The organism is Paenisporosarcina sp. TG20, from assembly GCF_000286315.1.
Lineage (GTDB): Bacteria > Bacillota > Bacilli > Bacillales_A > Planococcaceae > Paenisporosarcina.
The window spans coordinates 1-1,668 of sequence record NZ_ALJG01000074.1 but is presented as its reverse complement, the minus strand read 5'-3'; the positions used below and the strand labels follow the sequence as shown (position 1 = coordinate 1,668).

General features: G+C 40.3%; 1 protein-coding gene. It reads left to right on the top strand.

From position 1 onward, the window contains the following. Window positions 1-129 precede the first annotated feature (129 nt). A complete protein-coding gene (locus tag B371_RS0100475) occupies window positions 130-1,572 on the top strand; it encodes a transposase (protein WP_019412397.1) in 1,443 nt (480 codons plus the stop codon). Window positions 1,573-1,668 lie beyond the last annotated feature (96 nt).

Sequence of the window (1,668 nt, the reverse complement as noted above, 5' to 3'; positions counted from 1 at the left end):
CGCACCTTGAAAATCCTATAAAAAAAGCCTCTTCGAAAGAGACGAAAAGGCAAGAAAAACCCGCATGAACACTGGCTTTTTGGTATAATTAAGGTACTACTCCAAATCAACCAAAAAGGACGTGTTATCATGCAGAAAAATGTAAAAGAAATCGAAAAAGTATTTCAATCACATGGTTTTTCTATTGATTTTATTATACAAAATGCGATGAAAGAATTCAAATTTCGTTCCCTTTGTCATCGGGTCGGATTTAAAAAACAACAAGGCTATTCTGTCACCGACATTATGACTTTATTGTTGTTGCTGCCACTCATGCTAATCACTAGTGTTAACGCCCTTTATAAAAGCAGTTATCAAAACATGGCAGGGATGAAAAAGGATGCTCTTTACCGTCTGAAGAATAACGAGCGCATGCCTTGGCGCAATCTTCTTCTAACTGTCGCAAAACAATTTCAAAAACTAACGAATCCGAACAAAGTAGTTGCCGAAAAGGCAGCTTTTATTTTGGATGATACGATTGATATCCGTACGGGTCGGAAATTTGAAAAAATTTCCTATGTTCATGATCACGTAGCGGGTCGGCAGAAAAGTACACTTGGGTATAAGAACTTAACGCTGGGGCTGTTTGACGGGACCAGTTTTACGCCACTTGATTTTAGCCTGCATGCAGAAAAACCACAGAAAAAAAAGCATCGGAAAGAACAATACACTAAAATAAGGGATCCCCGGTCCAATGGAGCCAAGCGCAAGAAAGAGTGTGATGTGGACAAGATTACCAGCGGGCTTATGATGCTTAAAAGAGCCGTGAAACATGGATTTCAAGCCAACTATGTTTTAGTCGATAGCTGGTTCCCAAGTAAGGGGTTCATCTCAACCGTTAGAGGGATTAAGAATGGTGCGTTGCACCTGATTTGTGCCATGAAAAAGGATTTCAGAAAATACACATACAACGGACAGGAATTGAACGCCAAACAACTACTCAAAACCCTTCAGAATGAAGGGAAAGAAAAGCGTTGTCGCAAAAGAAACACACGCTACTTTGAAGTGACTGTCGAATATGCGGCCATCGGTGAAACGGTAAAGTTGTATTTTTGTCGATTTCCCTACCAAAAAAAGTGGAAACTATTCCTGTCTACAGACGAATCTTTGACCTTCCTCGAAATGTTGGAAGTCTATTCAGTGCGCTGGACGATTGAGGTTTTTTTCAAAGAGACCAAACAACTTCTTCGGTTAGGTAAATGCCAGTCTCAGAACTTTGATGCCCAAATTGCCCATGTAACCACAACGTATATTTTGTATTCCTTCTTAGCCTATTATCGTAGGATGAACGACTATGAAACATTGGGCGGGTTGTTTGAGGTAATCAAGGATCAGATGGTGGAAAAGAATATAGCTGAACGACTATGGAACTTGTTTGAGGAGCTTTTGGATGTGGTCATTGCCGCGTTTACAGAATCGGGAGCAGTTGACATTCAAGTCTTTAAGAAATCACCTGAATATGTACATATCAAGGAGCTATTCGAGAGCTCCTTTTTGGGGAATCAATTATTTGAGGACGATAAAGCGGCTTAATGGGCCAAAATGGAATGAAGTAAGAACCTTATCGTAGCAAAGGATATCGACGGAATGTGAAGCTTGAAAACCGTGTTTTTAGGGGTGCGAAACTTA

Coding starts and splice junctions, on each gene's coding strand:
- B371_RS0100475 (WP_019412397.1), top strand. CDS start 130: ATGCAGAAAAATGTAAAAGAAATCGAAAAAGTATTTCAATCACATGGT.